The sequence below is a fragment of the Variovorax terrae genome, assembly GCF_022809125.1.
Taxonomy (GTDB): Bacteria; Pseudomonadota; Gammaproteobacteria; order Burkholderiales; family Burkholderiaceae_C; genus Variovorax_A; species Variovorax_A terrae.
This window is the reverse complement of record NZ_JALGBI010000002.1, coordinates 425,219-449,611: the sequence shown is the minus strand read 5'-3', so window position 1 is coordinate 449,611 and position 24,393 is coordinate 425,219. Positions and strand designations below refer to the sequence as shown.

The window sequence follows — 24,393 nt, the reverse complement described above, 5'->3', positions numbered from 1 at the left end:
AAACCGTATCAGGACGACGAGGACGAGGCCGACGAGTCCGCCTCCTTGTCCTCCGGCGCCTGGGTGCTCTTGACGAACATCTGCGCCGCCAGGATGCCCACCTCGTACAGGCCGCCGACCACGGCCAGCAGCATGAGCATGGAGCCCGCGTCGGGCGGTGTGACCATGGCGGTGCCGACCGCGGCCACCACCCAGAAATAACCGCGGTACTGGCGCAGCTGGGCCACGCTGACCACCCCCATGCGCACCAGCAGGATGACGGCCACCGGCACCTCGAAGGCCAGCCCGAACGCCAGGAACATGCCGATGACGAAGCTCAGGTAGGCCTCGATATCCGGCGCCGCCGTGATCGATTTGGGCGCGAAGCTCTGGATGAACTTGAACACCTGGCCGAACACGAAGAAGTAGCAGAACGCCACCCCCACGAAAAACAGCAGGGTGCTGGAGATCACCAGCGGCAGCACCATCTTCTTCTCGTGCGAGTACAGGCCCGGCGCCACGAAGGCCCACACCTGGTACAGCACCACTGGCAAGGCCAGCATGAACGCGGTCATGAACAAAATCTTGAGCGGCACCACGAACGGCGAGATCACGTTGGTGGCGATCAGCGTCGCGCCCTTGGGCAGGTGGGCCACCAGCGGCGCGGCCAGGATGTCGTACAGCGCCGAGGGGCCCGGGAACAGCGCCAGCAGGGCGGCGGCCACGCCGATGGCCAGCATGGCCTTGATCAGCCGGTCGCGCAGCTCCATCAGGTGCTGCACGAACGGCTGCTCGGTGCCCGCGAGCTCGTCTTCTTTGTTGGGTTCTGTCATGAAATCAGCTCAGGCGCTGGGGCCGGTATCTCGCCACGCGGGCGGCGCCCGACAGCGCCTTGGTACGGATGCCCTGGCGGGCCTTGTACCAGTTGGGTGTCGCGCCCTGCTTGACACGCCATTTCTTCCTGGGGTGCTTGTATTCGGGGTAAACCTGCGGCAGCTCGCCCGAGAGCGCGGAAGCGGCCTCGCCGGCCGTCTCGGTCCACTGCTTCTCGAAATCGGCGGCGCCGGTCTGGATCGAGTTCTCCACGTCGCGCGCGGCACCCTCGACCGTTTCCTTCATCTTCTTGAGCTCGTCGAGCTCCATCGAGCGATTGACCTCGGCCTTGACGTCGTTCACGTAGCGCTGGGCCTTGCCCAGCAGCGCGCCCACCGTGCGGGCGACGCGCGGCAGCTTCTCGGGCCCGATGACAATGAGTGCCACCGCGCCGATCAGCGCCATCTTGGAAATGCCGAGATCGATCACGCCGGACTACGATTTCTGCTTGGCTTCGACGTCGATCGTGGTCTTGTCGGCCGCGGCGGCATTCGTGACCTGGCCGGCGGGAGGTGCCGGCTTGTCTTCTGCCGCAGCAGCGCCGCCTTCCTTCATGCCGTCCTTGAAGCCCTTGACGGCGCCGCCCAGGTCGGAGCCGATGTTCTTGAGCTTCTTGGTGCCGAACACCATCACGACGATCAGCAGCACGATCAGCCAGTGCCAGATGGAAAATGAACCCATGGATTACTCCTAACGAATTGATTGGATTTTAGTCGGCGGTCAGAGTTCGGCGGGATTAACCCTTCCGTCAACCCTTGAGCCAGGGCCGCGGGCCGCCCATGACGTGGACGTGCAGGTGGTGGACCTCCTGCCCGCCCTCGGCGCCGGTGTTGACCACGATGCGGAAGCCGCCTTCGGGATAGGGCCGGCAGCCCTCCTGCAGCGCCAGTTTCGGCGCCAGCGCCATCATGCGGCCCAGCAGGCCGGCCTGCTCGGGCCCGACCTGGGCCATGGACGGGATGTGCAGCTTCGGCACCATCAGGAAATGGACCGGCGCCCAGGGGTGGATGTCGTGGAAGACGAACAGCTCGTCGTCTTCATACACCTTGCGCGAAGGGATCTGGCCTTCGACGATCTTGCAGAAAATGCAGTGGGGGTCGGCAGTCATGTCTGGGATGGGCGAAAGGGAAAGAGGTCAGGCCAGCTTGCCGTCGGCAAAGCGCAGCCAGCCCCGGATGCAGCGGTACAGGTACCACAGGCCGATGAGGGTATAGGCCGCCGCCCCAGGCAGCAGGAACAGCAGCCACAGGGGCGACGCCACCACCAGCGCCAGGATGGTCCACCAGAAGGTGCGGATCATGTAGTTGTGGTGGCTCAGGTAGAGCGCGTCCTGCTCCTCGCCGCGCTTGACGTAGTTGACGATCAGCGCGATCACGGCCAGCGTGCCCATGCTGGCCCAGGCAATGGTGTGCAGGCCGTACAGCACATGCATCACGGTGCGGTCGTTCGGGGTCTTGGCATCGAACCGGCTGAAGTCAGTTTCGCTCATTCGCCCGCTCCTTCGCGCAGCTGCGCCTTGCGCAAGGCCTTTTCCTCGATGCCGCTGGTGCCTTCGCGGCGCTCCAGCTCGGCGATCACGTCGGCCGGCGACAGGCCGTAGTGGGCCAGCGCGACCAGGGTGTGGAACCACAGGTCGGCCACCTCGTAGACGATCTTGGCGGCATCGCCGCCATGGTCGGCATCCTTGGCCGCCATCACGACCTCGGTGGCTTCCTCGCCGATCTTCTTGAGAAAGGCGTCGGGCCCCTTGTGCAGCAGGCGCGACACATAGCTGGTCCCGGGGTCGCCGCCATTGGCAGGCTTGCGGCTTTCGATGACGGCGGCCAGGCGCGCCAGGGAGTCGTTCGAGCTCATACCGTTGTTACTTGTAGATGGATTCCGGGTCTTTCAAGACCGGTTCGACTGCCTGCCAGGCGCCATCCCGGTAGAGCTGGAAGAAGCAGCTGTGGCGGCCGGTGTGGCAGGCGATGCCGGGCTCGTGGCCGAGCTGGGTGACCTTGAGCAGCACCACATCGTTGTCGCAGTCCAGCCGGATCTCGTGCACGGTCTGCACATGGCCCGATTCCTCGCCCTTGAACCAGAGCTTGCCGCGCGAGCGGCTGTAGTAGACCGCGCGGCCGAGTTCGGCCGTCTTCTGCAGGGCTTCGCGGTTCATCCAGGCGAACATCAGCACGTCGTTGCTGCCGAGTTCCTGCGCAATCACCGGGATCAATCCCTGCGCATCCCATTTCACTTCATTGAGCCAGTCCATGGCCTTATTGTCGGCGATTTGTGTGTCACCCCATGCGACGCAGGCGCTGCGCCGCCGGGCTGTCGGGCCAGGCCACCAGGGCGCCCCGCGCCACCGGTTCGCAGCCGTAGACGATCCAGGCGTCGTCCACCGTGCCGATGAATTCGTCCACCCGCAGCAGCTCGGGATGCTCCACGGCCAGCTGCGCGAACGCGATGCCGGCCTCGTGCCGCCCGTCCAGCAGCCCCTGGCCGACGGCGCTGACGGTGGGCTCGGGCCGCAGCACCTCCCAGCGCCGCGTGTCCACGTAGTCGCGGGTGGCGGGCTGCAGGGCCAGCGCGCGCGGCGCGGCCGCGTCCCGGCGGCTCACCACCGCCAGTTCCTGGCTCGGCGAGATGAAGGTGTCGACCACGAACAGCTGGCGGCGGTAGCGCCCCACGATGGCCGCGGTGTCGGGATGGGCGGCACACTGGACCATGAAGTCCGCGCTGCCGGCGATCAGGCGGGCGGCGCCCTCGTCGAAACCGGCCACCAGGTCGATGCGGGCCCGCCCGTCCACGCCCTGCAGCGCCAAATAGCGCCGGGTCACCCACTCGTGGTTGCTGCCCGGCGGCCCCAGCGTGACGAAACCGATCACAGGCGCACCGGGATGCCGCGTTCGGCCATGCGCTGCTTGGCTTGGCCCACGGTGTACTCGCCGTAGTGGAAGATGCTCGCCGCCAGCACGGCGTCGGCGCCGCCGGTCTGGATGCCATCGGCGAGATGGTCGAGGTTGCCGACGCCGCCCGAGGCGATCACCGGCACGCTGACGGCGTCGCTCACGGCTCGCGTGAGCGCGAGGTCGAAGCCGGACTTGGTGCCGTCGCGGTCCATGCTGGTGAGCAAGATCTCGCCCGCGCCGCGGCGGACCATCTCGACGGCCCACTGCACGGCGTCCAGACCGGTGTTCTTGCGCCCGCCATGGCTGTAGACGTCCCAGCCCGGGCCGCGCGTGAGGGCCTCGTCCTCGGAACGGCGCTTGGCGTCGATGGCCACCACGATGCACTGGGCGCCGTACTTGGCCGAGGCGTCGGCGATCACCTGCGGGTTGGCAATGGCCGCCGAGTTGAAGCTGGTCTTGTCGGCCCCGGCGTTGAGCAGCCGGCGCACGTCTTCCACCGTGCGCACGCCGCCGCCCACGGTCAGCGGAATGAAGACCTGCGAGGCCACGGCCTCGATGATCGGCAGGATCAGATCGCGGCCGTCGCTGGTGGCGGTGATGTCGAGAAAGGTCAGCTCGTCGGCGCCCTGCTCGTTGTAGCGCGCGGCGATCTCCACCGGGTCGCCGGCATCGCGCAATTCGACGAAGTTGACGCCCTTGACCACGCGGCCGCCGGTCACGTCAAGGCAGGGAATGATTCGTTTGGCAAGCATGGGAGGATTCTAGAGCCCGCTCACAGGACGAGGGCGCCGCCCTGAACCCGGATCAGGCCGGCACGGACAGGCGCTGCCAGCCCTGCCATTGCGCGCCGGCCGCCAGTGCGATGGGTGACTCCACCTGGGCGGCTTCGATGCAGACCATGTGCTGGTAGCCGTCGGCGGGCATGTCGGCCAGCGAGGCGTTCTTGAGCGCGCCGGGATTCCAGACCACGGTCTGGGCCCAGCTCGCGCTTTGCGCGATCTCCAGGGGCGCGATGCCAGGCTGCGCCAGGCGCAGCGGCGCCGCAGCCGCGGCGTACACGCGGTCGAACTCGCCGGCAAAGGCGATGGCACCGCGCTGCAGCGAGCGCTCGCCGCTCAGCGCGTCCCAGCAGGCTGCGCCGTCCAGGCCCTGCACTTCGGCCGCGGCGACCTGCGCCACGCCCAGGTAGGTGTGCAGCGCGGCCGTGAACGCCAGCGCCTGCGCGCCGGTGTTGTGCACCGTCAGCACCAGGTCGAGCCGGCCCGGGTGCAGCAGCAGCTCCAGCTCGAGCGTGAACGCATGCGGCCACAGGGCCCGGCTGGCGGGCGAATCCTGCAGGCGGAACACGGCGCGCAAAGCATCGGGCGCCGACCCGCCGGGCTCGGCCGCCAGCGCCCAGCGCTGGTTGCGCGCGAAGCCATGCTTGGGCAGCGGACCGCGGTCGTTGAACTGGGGAAAGCAGACGGGAACGCCGCCGCGGATGGCACCGTGGCCGTCGAACACGGCCCGCGGGCTCAGGTACAGGCGCTCGGCCCCGTGGGCCACCCAGGACAGCACCTGGGCGCCATGCAGGGCCACGCGCACGGAATCGTGCTCTCCCAGGTGCAGGCCAACGCAGGGCTGGCCCCGGAACTCCTCCAGCCGCCAGGCGGCGCCGGATTCAGGCATTGCCGAGTTCGTCGGCGCGGCTTTGTGCCCGGGCGAAATTGAGATCGCCGCTGTAGATGGCGCGGCCGCAGATCACGCCTTCGATGCCCTCGCCCTCGACGGCGCACAGCTTCTCGATGTCGGCCAGGTTGGACAGCCCGCCCGAGGCGATCACCGGAATGGTGAGCGCCTGCGCCAGCTTGACGGTGGCTTCGATGTTGATGCCGCTGAGCATGCCGTCGCGGCCGATGTCGGTATAGATGATGGATTCGACGCCGTAGTCCTCGAACTTCTTGCCCAGGTCCACCACCTCGTGGCCGGTGAGCTTGCTCCAGCCGTCGGTGGCGACCTTGCCGTCCTTGGCGTCCAGGCCGACGATGATGTGGCCGCCGAACGCCGTGCAGGCGTCCTTCAGGAAGCCGGGGTTCTTGACGGCGGCCGTGCCGATGATGACGTAGCTGATGCCGCCGTCGATGTATTTCTCGATGGTGTCGAGATCGCGGATGCCGCCGCCGAGCTGCACCGGGACGTCGTCGCCCACGGCCTTGAGGATGGACTTGATGGCCGCGTAGTTCTGCGGCTTGCCCGCGAAGGCGCCGTTCAGGTCGACCAGGTGCAGGCGGCGCGCGCCCTGCTCGATCCAGTTCAGCGCCATGGCGGCCGGGTCTTCACCGAAGGTGGTGGACTGGTCCATGTCGCCCTGTTTGAGGCGCACGCAGTGGCCGTCTTTGAGATCAATCGCGGGAATGAGAAGCATGGTGCCGGAGCATCAGAGAGGGAATCAGGGGTTCCAGTGCAGAAAATTGCGGTAGAGGGCCAGGCCGTGGTCTGCGCTTTTCTCTGGGTGGAATTGGGTGGCAAAAATATTATCGCGTGCAATCGCCGCGGTAAAGCGTCCGCCGTAGTCGGCCTCGCCCGCGCTGTGGCGCGCATCAGACGGTCGGGCGTAGAAACTGTGCACGAAATAGAAGTAGCTGTTGTCGGGCACCTCGCCCCACACCGGGTGCGGCCGTGCCTGGCGCACCTGGTTCCAGCCCATCTGCGGCACCTTGTAGCGGCTGCCGTCGGGCTGCAGCCGGCCGGCCAGCTCGAACCGGACGACCTCGCCGTGGATCAGGCCCAGGCCCGGGGTGCCCACGCCCTCGGGCCCCTCGTCACTGCGGTCCAGCAGCATCTGCATGCCCACGCAGACGCCAAACAGCGGCTTGCCCGCCGCGGCTTCGAGCACCGAGTCCTGCAGGCCCGACTCGCGCAGCTCGCGCATGCAGTCGGGCATCGCGCCCTGGCCGGGCAGCACCACGCGCTCGGCGGCGCGCACCGCCTCGGGCCGCGCCGTCACGATCACCTCGTAGCCGCTGCCCTCTGCCGCGGCCTGCACGGCCTGCGAGACGGAGCGCAGGTTGCCCATGCCGTAATCGACGACTGCTACAGTTTTCATAGCTTCAAATGACCGTGTGACAAGGACCTTGGGGCAAAACCATTCTACAAAGTGCCTTTGGTCGAGGGAATGGAGCCTGCCGCGCGCGGATCGATCTCCAGCGCGGCGCGCAGCGCCCGCGCAAAGGCCTTGAACACGGTTTCGCACTGGTGGTGGGCATTGACGCCCTTGAGGTTGTCGATGTGCAGCGTGACGAAGGCGTGGTTGGCGAAGCCCTGGAAAAACTCGTAGGCGAGCTGGCTGTCGAAGGTGCCGATCATGCCGCTGGTGAAGGGCACGTGGAACTCCAGCCCCGGGCGGCCCGAGAAATCGATCACCACGCGCGACAGCGCCTCGTCCAGCGGCACGTAGGCATGGCCGTAGCGGCGGATGCCCTTCTTGTCGCCCACGGCCTTGGCCACCGCCTGGCCGAGCGTGATGCCCACGTCTTCCACCGTGTGGTGGCCGTCGATGTGCAAGTCGCCCTGGCAGTCGATGTCCAGGTCGATCAGGCCGTGGCGCGCGATCTGGTCGAGCATGTGGTCGAAAAAGCCGATGCCGGTGTGCAGCCGGGCCTGGCCCGTGCCGTCGAGGTTGAGCTTGACGGTGATCCTGGTTTCGGCCGTGTTGCGGGTGACGTCCGCGGTGCGTGGTGTGCTCATAGGGATGCCTGGAGGGCGGCCAGCATCTGCGCGTTCTCGTCGGCCGTTCCGACGGTCAGGCGCAGGCAATTGGCCAGCAATGGATGCATTTTAGAAACGTTCTTGACCAGGACCTTGCGCGCCTTCATGCCCTCGAAGGCCTTGGCGGCATCGGGCACGCGCACCAGCACCATGTTGGCGTCGCTGCGCCAGGCCCGCACGCCCGGCAGCGCCGCCAGCGCGTCGAGGATGACGGCGCGCTGCGCCCGCAGATCCCGGGCCTGGGCTGCAAACACCTCGGCATGCTCGAGCGCGAACAGCGCCGTCTCGGCGTTGAGCACGCTGATGTTGTAGGGCGGGCGCACCTTATCCAGCTCGGCCACCAGCGCGGCCGGCCCCATCAGGTAGCCGATGCGCACGCCGGCCAGGCCGAACTTGCTCAGGGTGCGCATCAGCAGCACGTGGCCGTGGCGCGCGATGCGGCCGATGTAGCTTTGGCTGGAAAACGGCTGGTAGGCCTCGTCCATCACGACCAGCCCGCCCTGGCGGCCCACGGCCGTGACGATGCGCTCGATCGCAGCGTCGTCCCAGAGGTTGGCCGTGGGGTTGTTCGGGTAGGCCAGGTAGGTGATGGCCGGGCGGTGCGCCTCGATGGCGGCCAGCATGGCGGCCTCGTCGAGCTCGAAGTCGGCGGTCAGCGGCACGCCATGGAAGCGCAGGCCCTGCAACTGCGCGCTCATGGCGTACATCACGAAGCCGGGCACGGGCGCCAGGATGCTCGCCCCCGGGACGTCGCAGGCCATGGCCAGCAGCGAGATCAGCTCGTCCGAGCCGTTGCCCAGCATGAGGTCGAAGCCCTCGGGCATCTGCGCGTAGGCGGCCAGCGCGCGGCGCAGGTCGTTGACGCGCTCGCCGGGATAGCGGTTCAGCGCCAGCGCGCCCAGCCGCGCGCCCAGCTCGGCCTGCAGCGCAGGTGGCAGGCGGTGCGGGTTCTCCATGGCGTCGAGCTTGAGCAGGCCGGTCGAGTCCTGCACGGCATAGGCGTGCATGGACTGCACGTCCTGGCGAAAGATACGCGCCCCCACGCTGGCCACTGCATGGACTGCGCTGCTCCCCGAGGGGGCCTTCACGCCTTGGGACGGCCCGGCGGCGCTCACGGCCTCGCCCGCGCTCATCGCTTGAGCCTCATCTCGGCCGCCTGGGCATGGGCCTGCAGGCCTTCGCCATAGGCCAGCTCGGCGGCGATCAGGCCGAGCTTCTGCGCACCGGCCTCGCTGACCTCGATCAGGCTGCTGCGCTTCTGGAAGTCGTAGACGCCGAGCGGACTGGAAAAGCGCGCCGTGCCGCTGGTGGGCAGCACGTGGTTCGGACCGGCGCAGTAGTCGCCCAGGCTTTCGCTGGTGTAGGCGCCGAGGAAGATGGCGCCGGCGTGCTTGAGCAGCGGCTCCCAGCGGTGCGGCTCGCGGCTGGAGACCTCCAAATGCTCGGGCGCGATGCGGTTGCTGATGGCACAGGCCTCTTCCATGCTGCGGGTGTGGATCAGCGCGCCGCGGCCGTTCAGCGACTTGGCGATGATCGCGGCGCGCGGCATTTGCGGCAGCAGGCGGTCGATCTCGGCCTGCACGGCGGCGATGTAGGCCGCGTCGGGGCACAGCAGGATGCTCTGGGCCAGCTCGTCGTGCTCGGCCTGGCTGAACAGGTCCATCGCCACCCAGTCGGGCGGCGTGCTGCCGTCGGCCAGCACCAGGATCTCGCTCGGGCCGGCGATCATGTCGATGCCCACCGTACCGAACACGCGGCGCTTGGCGGCCGCCACATAGGCATTGCCGGGGCCGGTGATCTTGTCCACCGCGGGCACGGTCTGCGTGCCGTAGGCCAGCGCGGCCACGGCCTGCGCGCCGCCGATGGTGAAGGCGCGCGTGACGCCGGCCACGTGGGCGGCGGCGAGCACCAGCACATTGCGCTCGCCCTTGCCGGACGACTGGCCGCCGGCGCCGCCGGTGGCCACGCTGCCCTTGGCCGGCGTGGGCACCACCATGATGATCTCGCCCACGCCGGCCACATGGGCGGGAATGGCGTTCATCAGCAGGCTCGACGGATAGGCGGCCTTGCCGCCGGGCACGTAGATGCCCACGCGGTCCAGCGGCGTGACTTTCTGGCCCAGCAGGGTGCCGTCCTCGTCGCGGTAGCTCCAGCTCTCGCCGCAAGCCTTCTTCTGTGCCTCGTGGTACAGGCGCACGCGTGCCGCGGCATCCTGCAGGGCCGCGCGCTGCGCGGCGGGCAGCGAGTCGAACGCGGCCTTGAAGTCGGCCTGCGACAGTTCCAGGTCCTTCAGCGCGGCGGCTTCGAGGCCGTCGAAGCGGCGCGTGTAGTCGAGCACCGCCTCGTCGCCGCGCCGCTGCACGTCGGCCAGGATGTCGGCCACGCGCTGCTCGATGGCCGCGTCGGTGTCGGCCGACCAGTGCAAGCGCGCCTTGAATTCAGCTTCGAAAGTGGCCGAGGTCGTTGACAGGCGGGCGGGAGCAGCTACCAAATCCATAGCATTCAATTTTCGCGTGCTGTTTCAGTTTTTTCCAATGGCGCCGGCAAAGGCATCGATGATCGCGCGGATCGGCGCCTGCTTGAGCTTGAGCGCGGCCTGGTTGACCACCAGGCGCGACGTGATGTCCATGATGCGCTCGACCTCCACCAGGTGGTTGGCCTTGAGCGTGTTGCCGGTGGACACCAGGTCGACGATGGCGTCGGCCAGGCCGGTGAGCGGCGCCAGTTCCATGCTGCCGTAGAGCTTGATCAGGTCCACGTGCACGCCCTTGGTGGCGAAGAAGTCGCGCGCGATGGTGGTGTACTTGGTGGCGACCTTCAGGCGCGAACCCTGCTTCACGGCCGAGGCATAGTCGAAATCGGCGCGCACCGCCACGCTCATGCGGCATTTGGCGATCTGCAGATCGAGCGGCTGGTACAGGCCCTGGCCGCCATGCTCGATCAGGGTGTCCTTGCCGGTCACTCCCAGGTCGGCGCCGCCGTACTGCACATAGGTGGGCACGTCGGTGGCGCGCACCAGCACCACGCGCACGTCGGGCTGGTTGGTCGGCAGGATCAGCTTGCGCGACTTTTCCGGGTCTTCGAGCACCTCGATGCCGGCGGCCTTGAGCAGCGGCAGGGTCTCGTCGAAGATGCGTCCTTTGGACAGGGCTAGGGTAATCATTTGACTCGCTCGATTTCAGCACCGATGCCGCGCAGCTTGGCTTCCATTTGATCGTAGCCGCGGTCCAGATGGTAGATGCGGTCCACCAGGGTCTCGCCTTCGGCCACCAGGCCGGCAATCACCAGGCTGGCGGAGGCGCGCAGGTCGGTGGCCATGACGGTGGCGCCCGAGAGCTTGTCCACGCCCTCGATCACCGCGACCTTGCCGTCGGTCTGGATCTTCGCGCCCAGGCGCAGCATCTCGTTGACGTGCATGAAGCGGTTCTCGAAGATGGTCTCGGTCACCGTGGAAGTGCCTTCGGCGATCACGTTGAGCGCCATGAACTGGGCCTGCATGTCGGTCGGAAAGCCCGGGTACTCGGTGGTGCGAAAGCTCTGTGCCTTGAGCCGGCCCTGGGCCTGCACGCGGATGCCGCCGTCCACCGCCTGCACCTGGGCGCCAGCCTCGCGCAGCTTGTCGATCACCGCGTCCAGGTGGTCGGCCCGGCCGTGGCGCAGCAGCACGTCGCCGCCGGCGGCGGCCACGGCGCACAGGAAAGTACCGGCCTCGATGCGGTCGGCCACGACCTGGTGGGTGCAGCCGTGCAGCTTGTCGACCCCCTGGATGCGGATGCGGCTGCTGCCATGGCCCTCGATCTGCGCGCCCATGCTGATGAGCATCTCGGCCAGGTCGGGAATCTCGGGCTCCTGGGCGGCGTTTTCCAGGATGGTCTCGCCCTCGGCCAGGGTGGCGGCCATCAGCAGGTTCTCGGTGCCCGTGACGGTGACCATGTCGGTGGCGATGCGCGCGCCCCTGAGGCGCTTCCAGCCTTTGGGCAGCCTGGCGATCATGTAGCCGTGCTCGACCAGGATCTCGGCGCCCATGGCCGTGAGGCCCTTGATGTGCTGGTCCACCGGACGCGAGCCGATCGCGCAGCCACCGGGCAGCGAGACCGTGGCCTCGCCGAAGCGCGCCAGCAGCGGCCCGAGCGCCAGCACCGAGGCGCGCATGGTCTTGACCAGCTCATAGGGCGCCTCGGGCGAGGTCAGCGTGCTGGCGTCCAGGCGCACGGTGCCGTGGTCGTCACGCTCGACGCCCACGCCCATGTTGCGCACCAGCGTGAGCATGGTCGCCACGTCCTGCAGGCGCGGCACGTTCTGCAGCGTGACCGCCTCGGCGGTGAGCAGCGCGGCGCACAGCTCGGGCAGCGCGGCATTCTTGGCGCCGGAAATCCGGACTTCGCCGTGGAGCTGGCGGCCACCGCGAATCAGTAACTTGTCCATGAAAATCAGTGTGGTTGGGTTGCCCACTCGGCGGGCGTGAACGTCTTCATCGACAGGGCATGGACCTCGTCGGTATGCATTCTCGCACCCAGCGTGGCATAGACCCGCTGGTGCCGCTGGATCAGCCGCCGGCCCTCGAATTCGGCCGACACGATGACGGCGCTCCAGTGGCGGCCGTCGCCGTCGAGTTCGAGGTGCTCGCAGGGCAGGCCCGCGGCGATGATGGACTTGAGTTCGTCAGCAGTCATGAGGATCCATCTCGAGCAAAACCGCACCAGCCGCGGAACCGGCTCCGCCGGGCCGCTGGTTGCGCTCCCTCGAGGGGGAGGCGCTGCAGGCGCTTCGGGGGTAGGTCATCATCCTCTGATTTTGTAGCCAATGCGCAGCAGGTGCACGGCAATGGCGCTGACCACCACCAGCGCGGCGCTGACGATGCCCAGGCTCAGCCAGGGCGAAACGTCGCTCACGCCGAAGAAGCCGTAGCGAAAGCCGTCGATCATGTAGAAGAACGGGTTCAGGTGGCTCACGCCCTGCCAGAACGGCGGCAGCGAGTTGATCGAATAGAACACGCCGGACAGGAAGGTCATCGGCATGATGATGAAGTTCTGGAAGCCGGCCATCTGGTCGAACTTCTCGGCCCACAGCCCGGCAATCAGCCCCAGCGCGCCCAGGATGGCGGCGCCCAGGACGGCGAAGGCCAGGATCCACAGCGGCGCCACGAAGCTCAGCTTGGCGAACAGGGCCGTCACGATGAACACCCCGGTGCCCACCGCCAGCCCGCGCGCGACCGACGAGCCCACGTAGGCGAAAAACCAGCTCCAGTGGGACAGCGGCGTCAGCAGCACGAACACCAGGCTGCCCATGATCTTGCTCTGGATCAGCGAGGACGAGCTGTTGGCGAAGGCGTTCTGCAGCACGCTCATCATCACCAGCCCCGGCACCAGGAAGGCCGTGTAGCTCACCGTGCCGAACACCTTCACGTGGTCCTCCAGCACATGGCCGAAGATCATCAGGTAGAGCACGGCGGTGAGCACCGGTGCCGCCACGGTCTGGAAGCTGACCTTCCAGAAGCGCAGCACTTCCTTGTAGAACAGGGTTTGCCAACCGCTCATGGGACTGCTTTCATACGGCCATCCGCAGCGGATGCTCGGCGGCCATGACATCGAGAAACACGTCTTCCAGATCGGCCTTGCGGATTTCCACATCCTCGGCATGCAGGCCCGCCTCGCGCACGGCGGCCAGGTACTGCTCGATCTCGCGCGCGCTGTGGGCCGGAAACTGCACGATTCGGCCTGTAATACGCGCCATGTCCGCAAGCTGCCGCGGAAGTTTGCTATCAATTTTGAAGCGAAGCACGTTGCTGGAGGCCGACTTGAGCAGCTCGCTGGTGCGGTCCAGCGCCACCACGCGGCCGGTCTTGAGCATCGCGATGCGGTGACACAGCGCCTCGGCCTCCTCCAGGTAATGGGTCGTCAGCAGCACGGTGTGGCCCTGCTTGTTGAGCCGGGCGATGAACTGCCACAGCGTCTGGCGCAGCTCCACGTCCACGCCGGCCGTGGGTTCGTCCAGCACGATCACCGGCGGCTTGTGCACCAGCGCCTGCGCCACCAGCACGCGCCGCTTCATGCCGCCCGAGAGCTGGCGCATGTTGGCGTCGGCCTTGTCCGCGAGGCCCAGGTTCTCAAGCAGCTCGTCGATCCAGGCGTCGTTGTGCTTCATGCCGAAATAGCCGGACTGGATGCGCAAGGCTTCGCGCACGCTAAAGAACGGATCGAACACCAACTCCTGCGGCACCACGCCGAGCTGGCGGCGCGCCTGGGCGTAGTCGGCCTGGACGTCATGGCCCTGGACCGTGACCCTGCCGCCGGTGGCGCGCGCCAGGCCGGCCAGGATGCTGATCAGCGTGGTCTTGCCCGCCCCGTTGGGGCCGAGCAGGCCGAAGAACTCGCCCTCTTCGATATCGAAGCTCACGCCATCCAGCGCCTTGAAAGGGCCTTTGGCGGTGGAGTAGGTTTTGGAGACGGACTGGAAGGAGATGGCGGGCATGGGAGCCCGTGATTTTACGGGCTGGCCCCGCCGCCCGCTTGGCGCCGGCGCAGCAGCCTCGCCAAGCCGCGGGATTCTCAGGCCGCGGCGGGCAGCAATTCGGCCACGCCGTACAGCGTGGCCAGTTCGCGCAGCCGCGGCGGCAGGCCCTTCACGGCAAAGGTCTTGCCCTGGGACAGGCTCTCGCGGTGGCATTCCAGCAGCACCGCCAGCGCCGACGAGTCGAAGCGGGTCAGGGCCGTGGCATCCGCCACCACGACCGACTGCGGCTGGGAGCGCAGCCCCTGCTGCAGCATGCGCGAGCAGGCTGCGGCCTGCTGCTGCGTCAGTTCGACGGGCAGGACCAGCACCGCTCAGCCCTTCTTCGCGGCGTTGGCCTTGTTGCGCTCGGCCAGCGTGGCAATCAGGCCGTCGATGCCCTTGGCGTTGATTTCCTGCGCGAACTGGCTACGGTAGGTTTCCACCAGCCACACCCCCAGCACGTTGAGGTTGAAGATTTTCCAGCCTGCGCCCTGGCCCGGCGTCTTTTCCAGCCGGTAGTCGAGCTGGATCGGGTCGCCACGGCCCTTGATCTCGGTGCGCACCGTCACCTCGGTGTCGTCCGCGGCGGCGCGCAGGGGCTTGACGGTGATGGTCTGGTCATTGACCTGGGCCAGTGCCCCGGAATAGGTGCGCACCAGCAGGGTCTTGAACTCCTCCTGCAGGCGCTTTTGCTGCTCCGGCGTGGCCTGGCGCCAGCCCGGACCGACGGCGGAGGCCGTCATGCGCTGGAAGTTCACGTTCGGCATGATCTGGGTATCGACCAGCCCGATGATCTTGGAGCTGTCCCCGGCCTGGATGGTCTTGTCGGCCTTGATGGTTTCCAGCACGTCCGTGGACAAGCGCTTGATGAGGGCGTCCGGCGCCTCGTCGGCGGCATGCGCGAGCGGTGTAGCCAGGGTCAATGCCACGGCAAGGCTGGCGGCCCATTGGCCCAGATGACGACGGTTCATGGTTTCCTTTCCGAACCGGGGGACTTCCCCCGTGATTTCTTAACGCGTTGGAACGACCCGGCGCGGACCGGTTCCGACGGGCCCGTTGCCTGTTTGCAACAGCATGCAACACCTACTTGGCGGGCGGGCTCGTGCTGTCGCCCGGGTCCTTGCCGTCGGCCGGATCCTTGCCATCATAGATTTCGCTGCGGCGCAGCTGCAGATAGACATCGCGCGTGAAGCTGTATTTGTCGAGCGCCGCCTCATCCAGCACCGAACTGGCGCGCAGCAGGGTGGCCCGCTTGTCCACCGCCCACAGCGCATAGAGCGAGTTGCGTGTGGGAACATGGTCGACATGGCGAACGATGTCCCCGCGGGTATCCACCGGCAGCGCCACCGTGTCGCGCAGCGTCGACGGCCCGAAGATCGGCAGCACCACGTAGGGCCCCGCCGGAACGCCCCAGCGGCCCAGGGTCTGGCCGAAATCTTCCTTGTGGCGCTCGATGTTCATCTCGCTGGCGATGTCCAGCACACCGGCGAAACCGAACACCGTGTTGAAGCTGAACCGCATGAAGTTCTCGGCGGCATTCTGCCCCTTGAGCTGCAGCACGCTGTTGACGAACGACCACGCATCGCCCAGGTTGCCAAAGAAATTGTTGACACCGGTCCGCACCACGCCGGGCGTGACTTCCCGGTAGGCGGTGGCTACCGGCTTGAGCAGGACCTTGTCCACGCCCTCGTTGAAGTTGGAGACGCTGCGGTTGAGCGGCTCCAGCGGGTCACGTGGATTGGCATTGGGCCCGCTGGCGCAGCCCGCCAGCAGGCCGAGCGCCGCCAGGGCGGCGCCCGTGTTGCGGGCGTAGCGAGCGGTTTGTTGTCGAATGTTTCCGCACGGAATTCTTGTCATTTCTTGCTTGTCGTCCCTTGAGAAGCGCTTCCATCCGCCGCCTTGCTGTACAAGAACTGGCTGATCAGGTTTTCCAGCACCACGGCCGATTGCGTGGTCTTGATGATGTCGCCGGCCACGAGGTTCTTCTCGTCTGCACCAGCCTCCACCCCAATGTATTGCTCGCCCAACAGGCCGCTGGTCAGGATTTTCAGCGAGCTGTCCTTCGGAAAAGCATAGCGGCTTTGCAGCGCCAGCGTCACGCGGGCCTGGAAAGACTTGTCATCAAACGTGATCGACTCGACACGCCCCACGACCACGCCCGCGCTTTTCACCGCCGCCTGCGGCTTGAGGCCGCCAATGTTATCGAATTTGGCCGCGACCTGGTAGGTGGACTGGAAACTAAGGCTCAGCAGGTTAGCCGACTGCAAGGCCAGGAACAGGATGGCCACCGCACCGATCAACACGAACAGACCTACCCACACATCACTCTTGGAGCGTTGCATACGACACTCTCCTTCAAATACTGAACATCATGGTGGTCAGGATGAAATCCAGACCCAGAACCGCCAGGGACGCTACCACCACCGTCCGCGTGGTGGCGCGCGACACCCCCTCGGGCGTCGGCTGCGCCTCGAAGCCCTGGAGCAGGGCCACAAAGGTCACCGTGAAGCCGAACACCACGCTTTTGATGATGCCGTTGCCCACATCGCGCCAGACATCGACGCCACCCTGCATCTGGCTCCAGAAAGACCCCGCATCCACGCCGATCAGCAGCACGCCCACCACCCAGCCGCCGATGATGCCGACCGCGCTGAACACGGCCGCCAGCAGCGGCATGGCGATCACGCCCCCCCAGAAGCGGGGGGCCAGGATGCGGCGCACCGGGTCGACCGCCATCATTTCCATGGCGCTGAGCTGCTCACCGGCCTTCATGAGGCCGATCTCCGCCGTGAGCGACGTGCCGGCGCGGCCCGCGAACAGCAGCGCGGTCACCACGGGGCCCAGCTCGCGCACCAGGCTCAGGGCCACCAGCAGCCCCAGCGCCTCGGATGAACCGTAGCGCTGCAGCGTGTAGTAGCCTTGCAGCCCGAGCACGAAGCCCACGAACAGGCCCGACACGGTGATGATGGCCAGCGAATAGTTGCCCAGGAAGTGGATCTGGTCGCGGATCAGGCCGAACCGCCTGAAACTCGGGCCCAGCAAGGCCAGCAGGCGCATGAACAGCTGCGCGCCATGGCCGATGTCCGCCAGCTTGGAGCGGGTGGCGAGACCGACGTCGGACGGCTTGTACCAGCTCATGGCGCCTCCCCCCGGCCCAGTCCGAAATCCTGCGCAACGCTGGCGCCGGGATAGTGGAAACGCACCGGGCCGTCGGGCAGCGCATTGACGAACTGGTGCACCAGCGGGTCGCTGCTGTGCCGCACCTCATCGGGCGTGCCCTGGGCCGCAATCTTGCCGTTGGCCAGCACGATCACCTGGTCGGCAATGTGAAAGGTTTCGTCGAGGTCGTGCGACACCACGATGCTGGTCAGCCCCATGGTGTCGTTGAGCTGCCGGATCAAGCGCGCCGCCGTCCCCAGCGAGATCGGATCGAGGCCGGCAAACGGCTCGTCGTACATCACCAATTCCGGGTCCAGCGCGATGGCGCGCGCCAGCGCGACACGGCGCGCCATGCCACCCGACACCTCGCTGGGCATCAGGTCGCGCGCGCCACGCAAGCCCACGGCATTGAGCTTCATCAACACAACGTCGCGGATCAGGGACTCGGACAGATCGGTGTGCTCGCGCAAGGGAAAAGCCACGTTGTCGAACACGCTCAGATCCGTGAACAGGGCGCCGAACTGGAACAGCATGCCCATGCGACGGCGCGCGGCATACAGACCGGCCTGGTCGAGGCGGCCGACATCCTGCCCGTCGAACAACAGCGCGCCTTGCTGGGCACGCACCTGGCCGCCGATCAGGCGCAGCACCGTGGTCTTGCCGCCCCCGGAAGCGCCCATCAATGCCGTCACCTTGCCACGCGGCACGGTGAGGGAAATGCCGTCCAGGATCAGGCGATCGCCGTAGCCAAAGCTAAGGTCGTGAAGTTCTACCAATGATTCTGCGCGGGGAGAGTCCATGAATGACAAAAGCCGGATGCGGTCCGGCTTTTGGATGATAAGGGATAGCGGCCAACTCAGCGTGGCAGGTCGCTGAAGCCCATCAGGAACTCGTCCACCGCGCGCGCGGCCTGCCGGCCCTCGCGGATCGCCCAGACCACCAGCGACTGGCCGCGGCGCATGTCGCCGGCCGCGAACACCTTGGGAACATTCGTGGCATAGCCCCCAGCAAAGTCAGTGCTTGCTTTGGCGTTTCCGCGCGCGTCCTTGTCCACGCCGAAGGTATCGAGGATCGATGCGACCGGACTGACAAAGCCCATCGCCAGCAGCACGAGGTCAGCCTTGAGCACCTGCTCGCTGCCCGGCACCTCGACCATCTTGCCGTCCTTCCACTCGACGCGCACGGTCTTCAGGCCCGTGACCTTGCCCTTTTCGCCGATGAATTCCTTGGTGGCGATGGCGAATTCGCGCTCGCAGCCCTCTTCATGGCTGGAGCTGGTGCGCAGCTTGTAGGGCCAGTAGGGCCAGGTCAGCGGGCGGTTCTCTTCTTCCGGCGGCTGGGGCATCAGCTCGAACTGGGTCACGCTCGCCGCGCCATGGCGGTTGCTGGTGCCGACGCAATCGGAGCCGGTGTCGCCGCCGCCGATCACGATCACGTGCTTGCCGTCGGCGCGCAACTGGCCTTTGACCTTGTCGCCGGCGTTGACCTTGTTCTGCTGCGGCAGGAATTCCATGGCGAAGTGGATGCCGTCGAGGTCGCGCCCCGGCACCGGCAGGTCGCGCGACTGCTCGGCGCCGCCCGTCAGGATGATGGCGTCGAAGTCCTTGTGCAACTGCTCGGGCGTGAGGGTTTCCTTGGCCCAATTGGTGACTTTCGAGCCTTCGGGCAGCTTGCCCACCAGCACGCCGGTGCGGAAAGCTACGCCTTCGGCCTCCATCTGCTTGACGCGGCGGTCGATGTGCGACTTTTCCATCTTGAAGTCGGGAATGCCGTAACGCAGCAGGCCGCCGATGCGGTCGTTCTTCTCGAACAGCGTCACGTCGTGGCCAACACGCGCAAGCTGCTGCGCGGCGGCCATGCCGGCCGGGCCGGAGCCGACCACGGCCACGCGCCGTCCAGTTTTGTGCTTGGGCGGGCGCGCCTGCACCCAGCCTTCGTCCCAGGCGCGGTCGATGATGGCGTGCTCGATCGACTTGATGCCCACCGCGTCATCGTTCACGTTGAGCACACAGGCGGCCTCGCAAGGCGCGGGACAGATGCGGCCGGTGAACTCGGGGAAGTTGTTGGTCGAATGCAGGACCTCGATGGCGTTCTTCCAGTCGCCGCGGAACACCAGATCGTTGAAATCCGGAATGACGTTGTTGACCGGGCAGCCGCTGTTGCAGAACGGCGTGCCGCAGTCCATGCAGCGCGCGCCCTGCACCTTGGCCTGCGACTCATCCAGGCCGACGACGAATTCCTTGTAATGCTTGACGCGCTCCTCGACGGGCTTGTAGCCCTCCTCGACGCGCTCGTACTCCATGAAGCCGGTGACTTTACCCATGATTCAATCCTTGTGAGGTCTTACTTGGCCGCAACGGCTTCCTTGCGGGCCGAGCTCTTTGCCTTGGTCGTGGCTTCGGCCGCTTCCTTCTTTGCATGGATCTCGCCCAGGGCACGCTTGTATTCGTTGGGGAACACCTTCACGAACTTCGCGCGCGCCTCGGCCCAGTGGTCCAGCAGCTCGCGCGCGCGCTTGCTGCCGGTCCAGCGGTTGTGCTCTTCCAGCAGCTTCTTCAGCTGGGCTTCGTCGGTCTGGCCCCGGTGCCAGATGGCCTTGTCCATGGAGGCCTGCTGCTCCGCCGAAGGCAGCACCTTGTCGAGCGAGACCATCGCCGTGTTGCAGCGCTTCGCAAACTGGCCGTCCTCGTCGTAGACGTAGGCGATGCCGCCGCTCATGCCGGCCGCGAAGTTGCGCCCGGTCTTGCCCAGCACCGCGACCGTGCCGCCGGTCATGTACTCGCAGCCATGGTCGCCCGTGCCTTCCACCACCGTGGTGGCACCTGACAGGCGCACCGCGAAGCGCTCGCCCGCCACACCGCTGAAGAAGGCTTCGCCCGTGGTGGCGCCGTACAGCGCGGTGTTGCCGATGATGATGTTGCGCGTGGCATCGCCGCGGAAATCGATGCTCGGGCGCACCACCACGCGGCCGCCCGACAGCCCCTTGCCGGTGTAGTCGTTGGCGTCCCCGATCAGGTACAGCGTGATGCCCCGCGCCAGGAAGGCGCCGAACGATTGGCCGCCCGTGCCTTCGAGCTGGATGCGGATGGTGTCGTCCGGCAGCCCTTCAGGATGCACTTTGGTCAGCGCGCCCGAGAGCATGGCCCCCACCGAGCGGTTGACGTTGCGCGCCACCTCGATGAACTGGACCTTCTCGCCCTTGTCGATCGCGGGGCGCGATTTCTCGATCAGCACCCGGTCGAGCGACTTGTTCAGGCCATGGTCCTGCAATTCCACATGGAAACGCGGCACCTCGGCCGGCACCTGGGGCTGGGCCAGCAGGCGGCTGAAGTCCAGGCCGCGCGCCTTCCAGTGCTCGATGCCCTGGCGCATGTCGAGCAGGTCCGAGCGGCCGATCAGGTCGTCGAACTTGCGGATGCCCAGCTGCGCCATGATCTGGCGCACTTCCTCGGCGACGAAGAAGAAGTAGTTCACCACATGCTCGGGCTTGCCCGAGAACTTGGCGCGCAGCACCGGGTCCTGCGTGGCCACGCCCACGGGGCAGGTGTTGAGGTGGCACTTGCGCATCATGATGCAGCCCTCGACCACCAGCGGCGCAGTGGCGAAGCCGAACTCGTCGGCCCCGAGCAGCGCGCCGATGGCGACGTCGCGGCCGGTCTTCATCTGGCCGTCGGCCTGCACGCGGATGCGGCTGCGCAGGCGGTTGAGCACCAGCGTCTGCTGCGTCTCGGCCAGACCGATTTCCCAGGGGCTGCCCGCGTGCTTGATCGACGACCACGGCGAGGCGCCCGTGCCGCCGTCGTGCCCGGCGATCACCACATGGTCACTCTTGCACTTGGCGACGCCCGCCGCGATGGTGCCCACGCCCACCTCGGACACCAGCTTGACGCTGATGCTCGAATGCGGTGCCACGTTCTTCAGGTCATGGATCAGCTGGGCCAGGTCTTCGATCGAGTAGATGTCGTGGTGCGGCGGCGGTGAGATCAGGCCCACGCCGGGCACCGAGTAGCGCAGCTTGCCGATGTAGTCGGACACCTTGCCGCCGGGCAGCTGGCCGCCTTCGCCGGGCTTGGCGCCCTGGGCCATCTTGATCTGGATCTGGTCGGCCGAAGAAAGGTACTCGGCCGTGACGCCAAAGCGGCCCGAGGCCACCTGCTTGATGCGCGAGCGCAGCGAATCGCCTTCGTTGAGGGGATAGTCGGCCTCGACCACGTCCTTGCCGACGATATCGGCCAGGGTCTGGCCCTGCCTGATCGGGATGCCCTTGAGCTCCTGGCGGTAGCGCGCCGGGTCCTCGCCGCCTTCGCCGGTGTTGCTCTTGCCGCCGATGCGGTTCATGGCCACGGCCAGCGTGGCATGGGCCTCGGTGGAAATCGAGCCGAGCGACATGGCGCCGGTAGCGAAGCGCTTGACGATGTCCTTGGCGGGCTCGACTTCATCCACCGGAATCGCCTTGGCCGGATCGATCCTGAACTCGAACAGGCCGCGCAGCGTCATGTGGCGGCGGCTCTGGTCGTTGATCAGCTGGGCATATTCCTTGTAGGTGTTCCAGTTGTTGGCGCGCGTGCTGTGCTGCAGCTTGGCGATGGCGTCGGGCGTCCACATGTGCTCCTCGCCGCGCGTGCGCCAGGCGTATTCACCGCCGGCGTCGAGCATGGAAGCCAGCACCGGATCGTCCCCGAAGGCGGCCTTGTGCATGCGGATGGCCTCCTCGGCGATCTCGAACACGCCAATGCCCTCGACACGGCTGGCGGTGCCGGTGAAGTACTTGTCCACGGTCTCGCTGTTCAGGCCGATGGCCTCGAACAGCTGGGCGCCGCAGTAGCTCATGTAGGTGCTCACGCCCATCTTGGACATGATCTTGGACAGGCCCTTGCCGATGGCCTTGACATAGTTGTAGACGGCCTTCTCGGCCGACAGGTCGCCCGGCAGGTCGCGGTGGATGGCCACCAGCGTTTCCATCGCCAGGTAGGGATGGACGGCCTCGGCGCCATAGCCGGCGAGCACGCCGAAGTGGTGCACTTCGCGCGCCGTGCCGGTTTCCGCCACCAGGCCGGCGGTGGTGCGCAAACCCTCGCGCACCAGATGCTGGTGGATCGCCGACAACGCCAGCAGCGCTGGAATGGCGATCTGCGTCGGACTGACGGCGCGGTCGCTGATGATCAGGATGTTCTTGCCGCCCTTGATCGCGTCCACGGCCTCCGCGCACAGCGAGGCCAGCTTGGCTTCCACGCCCTCGCGGCCCCAGGCCAGCGGATAGGTGATGTCCAGCGTGTAGCTCTTGAACTTGCCCTGGGTGTGCTTCTCGATGTCGCGCAGCTTGGCCATGTCGGCGAAATCGAGGATGGGCTGGCTGACCTCGAGCCGCATTGGCGGGTTGACCTGGTTGATATCCAGCAGATTCGGCTTCGGGCCGATGAAGGACACCAGGGACATGACGATGGCCTCGCGGATCGGGTCGATCGGCGGGTTCGTCACCTGGGCGAACAACTGCTTGAAGTAGTTGTACAGCGGCTTGTCTTTGCCGGACAGCACGGCCAGCGGGCTGTCGTTGCCCATGGAGCCGATGCCTTCCTCGCCGCTGGCGGCCATCGGGCTCATCAGGAACTTGATGTCCTCCTGGGTGTACCCGAAGGCCTGCTGCCGGTCGAGCAGGTCACCGCTCACCTGCTCCATGCCCGCCGACTGCGGCTCGGTGGCCACCGCCGGCAGCTCGCTGGGCGACTCGCCGGCAGTCAGCGCCACCACGTCGTCGAGGCGGATGCGCAGGTTCTCGATCCACTGCTTGTAGGGCTTGCTGTTCGCGAGGTTGGCCTTGAGCTCCTCGTCGTCGATCATGCGGCCCTGTTCCAGATCGATCAGGAACATCTTGCCGGGCTGCAGGCGCCATTTGCGCACGATCTTGTTCTCCGGCACCGGCAGCACGCCGGACTCGGAGGCCATGATCACCAGGTCGTCATCGGTCACGCAGTAGCGCGAGGGGCGCAGGCCGTTGCGGTCCAGCGTGGCGCCGATCTGGCGGCCGTCGGTGAACACGATGGAGGCCGGGCCGTCCCAGGGCTCGAGCATGGCCGCGTGGTACTCGTAGAAAGCCTTGCGGCGCTCGTCCATCGTGGTGTGCTGCTCCCAGGGTTCGGGAATCATCATCATCACGGCCTGGCTGATCGGGTAGCCGGCCATGGTCAGCAGTTCGAGGCAGTTGTCGAAGGTCGCGGTGTCGGACTGGCCGGCAAAGCTGATGGGATAGAGCTTCTTGAGGTCGGCGCCGAGCACGGGCGAGGACATCACGCCCTCGCGCGCCTTCATCCAGTTGTAGTTGCCCTTGACGGTGTTGATCTCGCCGTTGTGCGCCACGTAGCGGTACGGATGGGCCAGCGGCCATTCGGGGAAGGTGTTGGTGGAAAAGCGCTGGTGCACGAGGCCCAGCGCCGAAACACAGCGAGGGTCCTGCAGGTCCATGTAATAGGTGCCCACCTGGTCGGCCAGCAGCAGGCCCTTGTAGACCACGGTGCGGCTCGACATGCTCGGAACGTAATACTCCTTGCTGTGCTTGAGCTTGAGCGCCTGGATGTGGGCGCTGGCAGTCTTGCGGATCACGTAGAGCTTGCGCTCCAGCGCGTCCTGCACGATGACGTCGTTGCCGCGGCCAATGAAGACCTGGCGCAGGATGGGCTCCTTCTCGCGCACGGTGGGCGACATCGGCATGTCGCGGTTGACCGGCACGTCGCGCCAGCCCAGCAGCACCTGGCCCTCGGTCTTGATGGCGCGCTCCATTTCCTGCTCGCAGGCCAGGCGCGAGGCATGCTCCTTGGGCAGGAAGATCATGCCGACGCCATATTCACCGGGCGGCGGCAGCTCAACGCCCTGCCGGGCCATTTCTTCACGGTAGAGCGCGTCGGGTAACTGGATCAAGATGCCGGCGCCGTCGCCCATCAGCTTGTCGGCGCCGACGGCACCGCGATGGTCGAGGTTTTCGAGGATCTTCAAGCCCTGCTGCACGATGGCATGGCTTTTCTCGCCCTTGATATGCGCCACGAAGCCCACGCCGCACGCATCGTGCTCGTTGGCAGGGTCGTACAGGCCCTGTTGTTGCAATTGTTGTTGCTCAGCTGCCGTCGTCATGGCGCACTCCTAAATATCGCGGGATGGATAGCTTAGTGCACCGCAACAATAATGCCAAGAAGAACAATAAGGGTCAGATTCCTATTAAATATCAAGACTCATTTTCATTTTTAAATTAGGGACACATCAA

28 protein-coding genes are annotated in these 24,393 nt (G+C 66.6%); all 28 read right to left on the bottom strand.

Annotated elements, in window-relative coordinates; translation table 11 throughout:
* Positions 1-8: 8 nt before the first annotated feature.
* Positions 9-812: a twin-arginine translocase subunit TatC gene (tatC, locus tag MMF98_RS17560; protein ID WP_243308046.1), complete on the bottom strand. Its 804-nt coding sequence runs from the start codon at positions 810-812 to the stop codon at positions 9-11.
* Positions 813-816: 4 nt separating this feature from the next.
* Complete coding sequence (gene tatB / locus MMF98_RS17555) at positions 817-1,281, bottom strand: Sec-independent protein translocase protein TatB (RefSeq protein WP_243308045.1); 465 nt, start codon at positions 1,279-1,281, stop codon at positions 817-819.
* 6 nt (positions 1,282-1,287) lie between these two features.
* Positions 1,288-1,533, bottom strand: coding sequence for a Sec-independent protein translocase subunit TatA (tatA, locus tag MMF98_RS17550; protein WP_243308043.1), 246 nt, complete (start codon positions 1,531-1,533; stop codon positions 1,288-1,290).
* 67 nt (positions 1,534-1,600) lie between these two features.
* A complete protein-coding gene (locus tag MMF98_RS17545) occupies positions 1,601-1,960 on the bottom strand; it encodes a histidine triad nucleotide-binding protein (RefSeq protein ID WP_243308041.1) in 360 nt (119 codons plus the stop codon).
* 27 nt (positions 1,961-1,987) lie between these two features.
* On the bottom strand, positions 1,988-2,341 hold the full coding sequence (locus tag MMF98_RS17540; protein ID WP_243308040.1) for a DUF4870 family protein: 354 nt from the start codon (positions 2,339-2,341) through the stop codon (positions 1,988-1,990).
* Positions 2,338-2,706, bottom strand: coding sequence for a phosphoribosyl-ATP diphosphatase (locus MMF98_RS17535; protein WP_243308038.1), 369 nt, complete (start codon positions 2,704-2,706; stop codon positions 2,338-2,340). The genes MMF98_RS17540 and MMF98_RS17535 overlap by 4 nt, the downstream gene beginning before the upstream one ends.
* Before the next feature lie 7 nt (positions 2,707-2,713).
* A complete protein-coding gene (gene hisI / locus MMF98_RS17530; protein ID WP_243308036.1) occupies positions 2,714-3,103 on the bottom strand; it encodes a phosphoribosyl-AMP cyclohydrolase in 390 nt (129 codons plus the stop codon).
* Positions 3,104-3,128: 25 nt separating this feature from the next.
* Positions 3,129-3,719, bottom strand: coding sequence for a type 2 periplasmic-binding domain-containing protein (locus tag MMF98_RS17525; protein ID WP_243308034.1), 591 nt, complete (start codon positions 3,717-3,719; stop codon positions 3,129-3,131).
* Positions 3,716-4,495: an imidazole glycerol phosphate synthase subunit HisF gene (gene hisF / locus MMF98_RS17520; protein WP_243308033.1), complete on the bottom strand. Its 780-nt coding sequence runs from the start codon at positions 4,493-4,495 to the stop codon at positions 3,716-3,718. Before hisF ends, MMF98_RS17525 begins: the two co-directional genes overlap by 4 nt.
* A gap of 52 nt (positions 4,496-4,547) precedes the next feature.
* A complete protein-coding gene (locus MMF98_RS17515) occupies positions 4,548-5,411 on the bottom strand; it encodes a D-hexose-6-phosphate mutarotase (protein ID WP_243308032.1) in 864 nt (287 codons plus the stop codon).
* Positions 5,404-6,147 (bottom strand): 1-(5-phosphoribosyl)-5-[(5-phosphoribosylamino)methylideneamino]imidazole-4-carboxamide isomerase, encoded by a 744-nt coding sequence (gene hisA / locus MMF98_RS17510; RefSeq protein WP_243308031.1) that lies wholly within the window; start codon positions 6,145-6,147, stop codon positions 5,404-5,406. Before hisA ends, MMF98_RS17515 begins: the two co-directional genes overlap by 8 nt.
* A 24-nt stretch (positions 6,148-6,171) precedes the next feature.
* Positions 6,172-6,828: an imidazole glycerol phosphate synthase subunit HisH gene (hisH, locus tag MMF98_RS17505; protein WP_243308030.1), complete on the bottom strand. Its 657-nt coding sequence runs from the start codon at positions 6,826-6,828 to the stop codon at positions 6,172-6,174.
* A 44-nt stretch (positions 6,829-6,872) separates the two neighbouring features.
* Positions 6,873-7,469, bottom strand: coding sequence for an imidazoleglycerol-phosphate dehydratase HisB (hisB, locus tag MMF98_RS17500; RefSeq protein ID WP_243308029.1), 597 nt, complete (start codon positions 7,467-7,469; stop codon positions 6,873-6,875).
* Positions 7,466-8,623: a histidinol-phosphate transaminase gene (gene hisC, locus MMF98_RS17495; RefSeq protein WP_279343715.1), complete on the bottom strand. Its 1,158-nt coding sequence runs from the start codon at positions 8,621-8,623 to the stop codon at positions 7,466-7,468. The genes hisB and hisC overlap by 4 nt, the downstream gene beginning before the upstream one ends.
* Positions 8,620-9,987 (bottom strand): histidinol dehydrogenase, encoded by a 1,368-nt coding sequence (gene hisD, locus MMF98_RS17490; protein ID WP_243308028.1) that lies wholly within the window; start codon positions 9,985-9,987, stop codon positions 8,620-8,622. The genes hisC and hisD overlap by 4 nt, the downstream gene beginning before the upstream one ends.
* Before the next feature lie 24 nt (positions 9,988-10,011).
* Positions 10,012-10,653 carry an ATP phosphoribosyltransferase gene (hisG, locus tag MMF98_RS17485; protein ID WP_243308027.1) on the bottom strand — a complete coding sequence of 214 codons (642 nt, stop codon included), beginning with the start codon at positions 10,651-10,653 and terminating at the stop codon, positions 10,012-10,014.
* Positions 10,650-11,915: a UDP-N-acetylglucosamine 1-carboxyvinyltransferase gene (gene murA / locus MMF98_RS17480; RefSeq protein WP_243308025.1), complete on the bottom strand. Its 1,266-nt coding sequence runs from the start codon at positions 11,913-11,915 to the stop codon at positions 10,650-10,652. Before murA ends, hisG begins: the two co-directional genes overlap by 4 nt.
* A 5-nt stretch (positions 11,916-11,920) precedes the next feature.
* Positions 11,921-12,163, bottom strand: a complete 243-nt coding sequence (locus tag MMF98_RS17475) for a BolA family protein (protein WP_243308023.1) — start codon at positions 12,161-12,163, stop codon at positions 11,921-11,923.
* A gap of 108 nt (positions 12,164-12,271) precedes the next feature.
* Positions 12,272-13,027 carry an ABC transporter permease gene (locus tag MMF98_RS17470; protein ID WP_243308022.1) on the bottom strand — a complete coding sequence of 252 codons (756 nt, stop codon included), beginning with the start codon at positions 13,025-13,027 and terminating at the stop codon, positions 12,272-12,274.
* Between the two features lie 10 nt (positions 13,028-13,037).
* Entirely contained in the window at positions 13,038-13,961 is a 924-nt protein-coding gene (locus MMF98_RS17465; protein ID WP_243308019.1) for an ABC transporter ATP-binding protein, read from the bottom strand.
* 77 nt (positions 13,962-14,038) lie between these two features.
* On the bottom strand, positions 14,039-14,311 hold the full coding sequence (locus MMF98_RS17460; protein ID WP_243308017.1) for an STAS domain-containing protein: 273 nt from the start codon (positions 14,309-14,311) through the stop codon (positions 14,039-14,041).
* Between the two features lie 3 nt (positions 14,312-14,314).
* Positions 14,315-14,953 carry an MlaC/ttg2D family ABC transporter substrate-binding protein gene (locus MMF98_RS17455; RefSeq protein WP_243308016.1) on the bottom strand — a complete coding sequence of 213 codons (639 nt, stop codon included), beginning with the start codon at positions 14,951-14,953 and terminating at the stop codon, positions 14,315-14,317.
* 112 nt (positions 14,954-15,065) lie between these two features.
* Complete coding sequence (locus MMF98_RS17450) at positions 15,066-15,839, bottom strand: MlaA family lipoprotein (protein WP_243308015.1); 774 nt, start codon at positions 15,837-15,839, stop codon at positions 15,066-15,068.
* Positions 15,836-16,324: an outer membrane lipid asymmetry maintenance protein MlaD gene (mlaD, locus tag MMF98_RS17445; RefSeq protein WP_243308014.1), complete on the bottom strand. Its 489-nt coding sequence runs from the start codon at positions 16,322-16,324 to the stop codon at positions 15,836-15,838. The genes MMF98_RS17450 and mlaD overlap by 4 nt, the downstream gene beginning before the upstream one ends.
* A 13-nt stretch (positions 16,325-16,337) precedes the next feature.
* On the bottom strand, positions 16,338-17,120 hold the full coding sequence (gene mlaE / locus MMF98_RS17440; RefSeq protein WP_243308013.1) for a lipid asymmetry maintenance ABC transporter permease subunit MlaE: 783 nt from the start codon (positions 17,118-17,120) through the stop codon (positions 16,338-16,340).
* Entirely contained in the window at positions 17,117-17,941 is an 825-nt protein-coding gene (locus MMF98_RS17435) for an ABC transporter ATP-binding protein (RefSeq protein WP_243308012.1), read from the bottom strand. The genes mlaE and MMF98_RS17435 overlap by 4 nt, the downstream gene beginning before the upstream one ends.
* Before the next feature lie 56 nt (positions 17,942-17,997).
* On the bottom strand, positions 17,998-19,464 hold the full coding sequence (locus tag MMF98_RS17430; RefSeq protein WP_243308011.1) for a glutamate synthase subunit beta: 1,467 nt from the start codon (positions 19,462-19,464) through the stop codon (positions 17,998-18,000).
* A 20-nt stretch (positions 19,465-19,484) separates the two neighbouring features.
* Positions 19,485-24,263 (bottom strand): glutamate synthase-related protein, encoded by a 4,779-nt coding sequence (locus MMF98_RS17425; RefSeq protein ID WP_243308010.1) that lies wholly within the window; start codon positions 24,261-24,263, stop codon positions 19,485-19,487.
* Positions 24,264-24,393 lie beyond the last annotated feature (130 nt).

Bases quoted from the DNA above. Each gene is read 5' to 3' on its own strand.
- tatC (WP_243308046.1), bottom strand. From the start codon at position 812: ATGACAGAACCCAACAAAGAAGACGAGCTCGCGGGCACCGAGCAGCCG.
- tatA (WP_243308043.1), bottom strand. From the start codon at position 1,533: ATGGGTTCATTTTCCATCTGGCACTGGCTGATCGTGCTGCTGATCGTC.
- MMF98_RS17545 (WP_243308041.1), bottom strand. From the start codon at position 1,960: ATGACTGCCGACCCCCACTGCATTTTCTGCAAGATCGTCGAAGGCCAG.
- MMF98_RS17540 (WP_243308040.1), bottom strand. From the start codon at position 2,341: ATGAGCGAAACTGACTTCAGCCGGTTCGATGCCAAGACCCCGAACGAC.
- MMF98_RS17535 (WP_243308038.1), bottom strand. From the start codon at position 2,706: ATGAGCTCGAACGACTCCCTGGCGCGCCTGGCCGCCGTCATCGAAAGC.
- hisI (WP_243308036.1), bottom strand. From the start codon at position 3,103: ATGGACTGGCTCAATGAAGTGAAATGGGATGCGCAGGGATTGATCCCG.
- hisF (WP_243308033.1), bottom strand. From the start codon at position 4,495: ATGCTTGCCAAACGAATCATTCCCTGCCTTGACGTGACCGGCGGCCGC.
- MMF98_RS17515 (WP_243308032.1), bottom strand. From the start codon at position 5,411: ATGCCTGAATCCGGCGCCGCCTGGCGGCTGGAGGAGTTCCGGGGCCAG.
- hisA (WP_243308031.1), bottom strand. From the start codon at position 6,147: ATGCTTCTCATTCCCGCGATTGATCTCAAAGACGGCCACTGCGTGCGC.
- hisH (WP_243308030.1), bottom strand. From the start codon at position 6,828: ATGAAAACTGTAGCAGTCGTCGATTACGGCATGGGCAACCTGCGCTCC.
- hisB (WP_243308029.1), bottom strand. From the start codon at position 7,469: ATGAGCACACCACGCACCGCGGACGTCACCCGCAACACGGCCGAAACC.
- hisC (WP_279343715.1), bottom strand. From the start codon at position 8,623: ATGAGCGCGGGCGAGGCCGTGAGCGCCGCCGGGCCGTCCCAAGGCGTG.
- hisD (WP_243308028.1), bottom strand. From the start codon at position 9,987: ATGGATTTGGTAGCTGCTCCCGCCCGCCTGTCAACGACCTCGGCCACT.
- hisG (WP_243308027.1), bottom strand. From the start codon at position 10,653: ATGATTACCCTAGCCCTGTCCAAAGGACGCATCTTCGACGAGACCCTG.
- murA (WP_243308025.1), bottom strand. From the start codon at position 11,915: ATGGACAAGTTACTGATTCGCGGTGGCCGCCAGCTCCACGGCGAAGTC.
- MMF98_RS17475 (WP_243308023.1), bottom strand. From the start codon at position 12,163: ATGACTGCTGACGAACTCAAGTCCATCATCGCCGCGGGCCTGCCCTGC.
- MMF98_RS17470 (WP_243308022.1), bottom strand. From the start codon at position 13,027: ATGAGCGGTTGGCAAACCCTGTTCTACAAGGAAGTGCTGCGCTTCTGG.
- MMF98_RS17465 (WP_243308019.1), bottom strand. From the start codon at position 13,961: ATGCCCGCCATCTCCTTCCAGTCCGTCTCCAAAACCTACTCCACCGCC.
- MMF98_RS17455 (WP_243308016.1), bottom strand. From the start codon at position 14,953: ATGAACCGTCGTCATCTGGGCCAATGGGCCGCCAGCCTTGCCGTGGCA.
- MMF98_RS17450 (WP_243308015.1), bottom strand. From the start codon at position 15,839: ATGACAAGAATTCCGTGCGGAAACATTCGACAACAAACCGCTCGCTAC.
- mlaD (WP_243308014.1), bottom strand. From the start codon at position 16,324: ATGCAACGCTCCAAGAGTGATGTGTGGGTAGGTCTGTTCGTGTTGATC.
- mlaE (WP_243308013.1), bottom strand. From the start codon at position 17,120: ATGAGCTGGTACAAGCCGTCCGACGTCGGTCTCGCCACCCGCTCCAAG.
- MMF98_RS17435 (WP_243308012.1), bottom strand. From the start codon at position 17,941: ATGGACTCTCCCCGCGCAGAATCATTGGTAGAACTTCACGACCTTAGC.
- MMF98_RS17430 (WP_243308011.1), bottom strand. From the start codon at position 19,464: ATGGGTAAAGTCACCGGCTTCATGGAGTACGAGCGCGTCGAGGAGGGC.
- MMF98_RS17425 (WP_243308010.1), bottom strand. From the start codon at position 24,263: ATGACGACGGCAGCTGAGCAACAACAATTGCAACAACAGGGCCTGTAC.